At 38.3% G+C, this 4,051-nt stretch carries 5 protein-coding genes; 3 read left to right on the forward strand and 2 right to left on the reverse strand.

The genetic code is table 11. The features are described from left to right. On the reverse strand, positions 1-524 hold a 524-nt coding region (locus AC1DPQ_RS19890; protein WP_477610645.1), incomplete at its 3' end, for a DUF4397 domain-containing protein. Between the two features lie 167 nt (positions 525-691). Then, the gene (locus AC1DPQ_RS19895) at positions 692-2,314 is read right to left on the reverse strand and encodes an ABC-F family ATP-binding cassette domain-containing protein (RefSeq protein WP_477582854.1); all 1,623 of its coding nucleotides are present in this window, start codon (positions 2,312-2,314) and stop codon (positions 692-694) included. A 393-nt stretch (positions 2,315-2,707) separates the two neighbouring features. Between AC1DPQ_RS19895 and AC1DPQ_RS19900 the strand changes: the two genes are divergently transcribed. The 3 genes from AC1DPQ_RS19900 (at position 2,708) to AC1DPQ_RS19910 (ending at position 3,964) form a co-directional block, all read left to right on the forward strand. Then, positions 2,708-3,064 carry a hypothetical protein gene (locus AC1DPQ_RS19900; protein WP_477610646.1) on the forward strand — a complete coding sequence of 119 codons (357 nt, stop codon included), beginning with the start codon at positions 2,708-2,710 and terminating at the stop codon, positions 3,062-3,064. After that, positions 3,058-3,270, forward strand: a complete 213-nt coding sequence (locus AC1DPQ_RS19905; protein ID WP_477610647.1) for a hypothetical protein — start codon at positions 3,058-3,060, stop codon at positions 3,268-3,270. The genes AC1DPQ_RS19900 and AC1DPQ_RS19905 overlap by 7 nt, the downstream gene beginning before the upstream one ends. A gap of 118 nt (positions 3,271-3,388) precedes the next feature. Further along, a complete protein-coding gene (locus AC1DPQ_RS19910; protein ID WP_477582980.1) occupies positions 3,389-3,964 on the forward strand; it encodes a nitroreductase family protein in 576 nt (191 codons plus the stop codon). Positions 3,965-4,051 lie beyond the last annotated feature (87 nt).

Consider the following 4,051-nt stretch of genomic DNA (forward strand, 5'->3'; position numbering starts at 1 on the left):
ATATTACTGAAAGTGGTGAACTCTTTAAAAGCTTTTGCAGTAAATAAAGGTGCATCTGTACCTGCAATAGCTAAATCAAATGGGGCAGAACCCGGACTTAAGTTTACAAAACGAACTTTAGCCTTATCAGTTTCAGGTGCTTTTAAATCATCTTCAAGGATTAAAAGTTTTGTTGATTTTAAAGTATCTACTACGAAAACCGAATAAAATGATCCTTCTTTTAATATGGCTTGAGCTGTGGTTAAATATTTTAAAGAGTCTTTTTTAGCAACACCCACCAATCTTGTTCCTGGATAAGCGGCATAGTATCCTAAATCTTTAGTGTAGGTAAAGCTGTTTATTTTTTGGTTATCCAAGATAAAATCCAACGCGCCTGTTCCAGGTGATGCATGAACAAAACCTATACCAGCCGCTTCGATAGGGTCGTTATTAAAATCTTTTTTACAAGCCGTAATGGTTAAAGCTATCGCTAAGAGAGAGAGTATAATTTTTGTAGTGCTAAAATTTTTCAAATTCGTTTTCATTTTAATGTTTTAAATCAATTTTTTGAACAAAATTGGTTAATGGCCATTAACGCTTTTTTCTTGTAAAACGATTAATGGTAGGAAAACGCTACAGCTGATGTGTTTTTTATAAAGAAAAAGCCACATGGAGTGCATGTGGCTTTTAAATCAATATTTTAATTGAAGAATTAAGAATACATTTCTTCTCTTAGTTTCGCAACATCACTGCTGTTAATGTATTCATCGTAAGTCATCAGCTTATCTATAGTACCTTTTGGCGTAATTTCGATAATGCGGTTGGCAACAGTTTCGGTTAACTGGTGATCTCGTGAGGTAAACAATATCGCGCCTTTAAAATCTTTCATGCCATTGTTCAGTGCCTCGATAGATTCCAGATCCAGGTGATTGGTTGGCTCATCAAACATTAACAGGTTGGCTTGTTGTAACATCATCCTCGAGAACATGCAACGCATTTTTTCGCCCCCCGAAAGCACTTTTACGTTTTTAAGTACCTCTTCGCCCGAGAATAACATACGGCCTAAAAAGCTACGTACAAATTGCTCATCCGCATCGGTGCCAGAGTACTCACGTAACCAATCTACTAGGTTTTCATCTTTACCGGCAAAATACTCGGAGTTATCGTTCGGGATATCTGCAGTGCTAATGGTAACGCCCCATTTAAATTCTCCTCTATGGTTCGTATCTCTGCCCGTTAAAACATCGTAAAATGCTGCAGTAGCTAAACTATTCTGAGATAATACAGCAATTTTATCGCCTTTATTTACCATAAAGGTAATTTTGTCGAACAAAACACCATCGTTTCCATTTTTACCCAGGTTTTCTGCCTGTAAAATCTGGTCACCAGCCTCACGGCCAGTATTATTGAAGATAATGGCTGGGTATTTTCTGCTCGATGCTTTAATTTCGGTGATATCAATCTTATCTAAAGCCTTCTTACGAGAAGTTGCCTGCTTTGATTTAGACGCATTTGCGCTAAACCTGCGGATAAATTCCTGTAGCTCCTTTACTTTATCTTCCATTTTTTTGTTCTGGTCGCTGCGCTGTTTTAATGCCAGCTGACTAGATTCGTACCAGAAGGTATAGTTACCAGTGTAAATGCTCATTTTGGCGAAATCGATATCCACAATGTGCGTACATACTGCATCTAAAAAGTGCCTATCGTGCGATACAACCAATACAATATTCTGGTAATCGGCCAAAAAGTTTTCTAACCAGGCAATGGTTTCGATATCCAAATCGTTGGTAGGCTCATCCAGTAATAAAATATCGGGATTACCAAATAAGGCCTGCGCCAATAACACACGTACTTTCTGCGTATTGTCTAGCTCTTTTAGTAATTTATAGTGGTTATCTTCGGTAATGCCCAAATTGCTCAACATGGTTGCAGCATTGCTTTCCATGTTCCAGCCATCCATTTCGGCAAAAAGATTTTCAAGCTCTCCGGCACGTTCGCCATCTTTCTCCGAAAAATCTTCTTTCATATAAATGGCATCTTTCTCTTTCATGATGGCATAAAGTTCTTTATGGCCAATCATTACGGTTTCTAATACCGAAAACTCATCAAATTCGTAGTGGTTTTGTTTTAAAACCGCCATTCTTTCGCCTGGAGTAAAAGCCACACTACCAGAAGTTTGGTTTACCTCTCCCGATAAAATTTTTAGAAAAGTAGATTTACCTGCGCCGTTAGCCCCAATTACGCCATAGCAGTTGCCCTGGGTAAACTTTAGGTTAACATCTTCAAATAATGTGCGTTTGCCGTATCGTAACGATAAATTAGAAACTGAAATCATGCTATAATTGAAATAAGCCGCAAAGATACGCAAAAAGGTTGAGGGTAAAAAGGCAGAAGACGCTTGATTGTTGGAAATCTGAATGTTGGTAGACTGGAAAATGGAGGGTTCTGTTCTTTTTTTGGTAAGCAGTCCCGTTATCCGCTTTACTTCGCTGCACTCCGTGTTCGCTACTACCGGGTTTATTTTACAAAGGGGAGAAGCTTTTGGCCAATGGCTTAAAATTTTGTTCCGGAAAATTAAAACTTAATAAGAAAATTAAACTAAGAGTACGTCATTCTCGCGCATGCGGGAATCTTAATGCAAGCTACATATAGCACTTAGATTCCCAATCAAGTTGGGAATGACGACCAATCTCAAGGTAATTTGTCGTAAAATATTTATTTTAGTCCCATGCCAAATCATACCTTGCTCGAAACTATAAAAACAACCCYTCAGAAAAGTAAAGTAGAAAAGTTAGCCGCAATTGCCTCAGAAGACACCTTTTCGGTGAAAGATCTGATCGATTTAAGTTTCTATCATGACGAACAGATTGGTTTTAGGGCCGCATGGATTTTAGAAAATGTATTTACTAACCACCAGCAAAGATTTCTGCCCTATGCGCTTTATTTTTTGGAGAAATTTCCGCAACAAAGCAATTTATCGGCATTGAGGCATTATGTTAAAATCCTGGCCTTTATGACGAAGAAAAATGCCGCTATGGAAATTAAAAAGATTCTTGCCGGTTATGATACCGATCTCATTTGGTAGCAGTTGTTTTTGCCTGGTTAATTGATGAGAAGACCCCAGTAGCTGTAAAATCACATTGTTTAAACATCTTAGCCAATTTAAATGCCAAACACAATTGGATAAGAGAAGAACTTTTGCAGACGATGGATTTTCTGGTTGATAAAGAAAGCATAGGTTTTTTTGCAAAGGTTAAACAGATCAGGAAGCAGTTATCAGTTCGCAGTTGACAGTTTGCAATTCACAGTTTGAAGTTTTCAGTTAGCATAGCGTCAAATCTTTTATTAGAGGTCGAATTTCTCTCTCTCTTTCAGCTTTAGTCTTTCAGCTTTTAGCTATTTTTACCAAATGAGTACAACATACGATATTGTTTCAAAAGTTATAAAAGAACGTCGCAGTATTTTTCCTGCAAGCTATATAAAAAAAGAAATTCCGGTTGAGGTAATCAACCAGATTTTAGAGACTGCCAATTATGCACCAACACACAAATTAACCCAGCCCTGGCGTTTTGTCGTGATCAGAAAAGCGGGATTAACAAAACTTGGTAAAGAACTGGGTAAATTATATAAGGAATTGGTTAGTCCGCAACAGTTTTTACAGAAAAAATACGACAGCTTCGCCGAAAAAACGGGTCAGGCCGATTGCATCATTGCCATCAATATGCAGGTGAGTGGTAAAATACCCGAATGGGAAGAGCTGGCGGCCGTTTCCTGTGCTGTTCAAAATATGGCCTTAACTGCCGAAAGCCTGCAGGTAGGTGTCTATTGGAGCTCCCCACCTTTAATTGATAATTTAGGTGATTTTTTAAGCCTGGGTGAAAATGAAAAGTGCATTGGCTTATTTTACATGGGCTATCATAACGAAAAACCCTGGGCGCCTAACCGAACTTCGATGGAAGAAAAGGTGAGGTGGATCGAAGGGTAGTTCATTTGTTCATTAGTCAATGGTTCATTGGTAGATGCGGTTAATCGACTTCAGGCTACGGACTGAAGACTATGGACTATACAGCAT

The sequence above is a fragment of the Pedobacter sp. 01T416_2 genome (assembly GCF_056398925.1).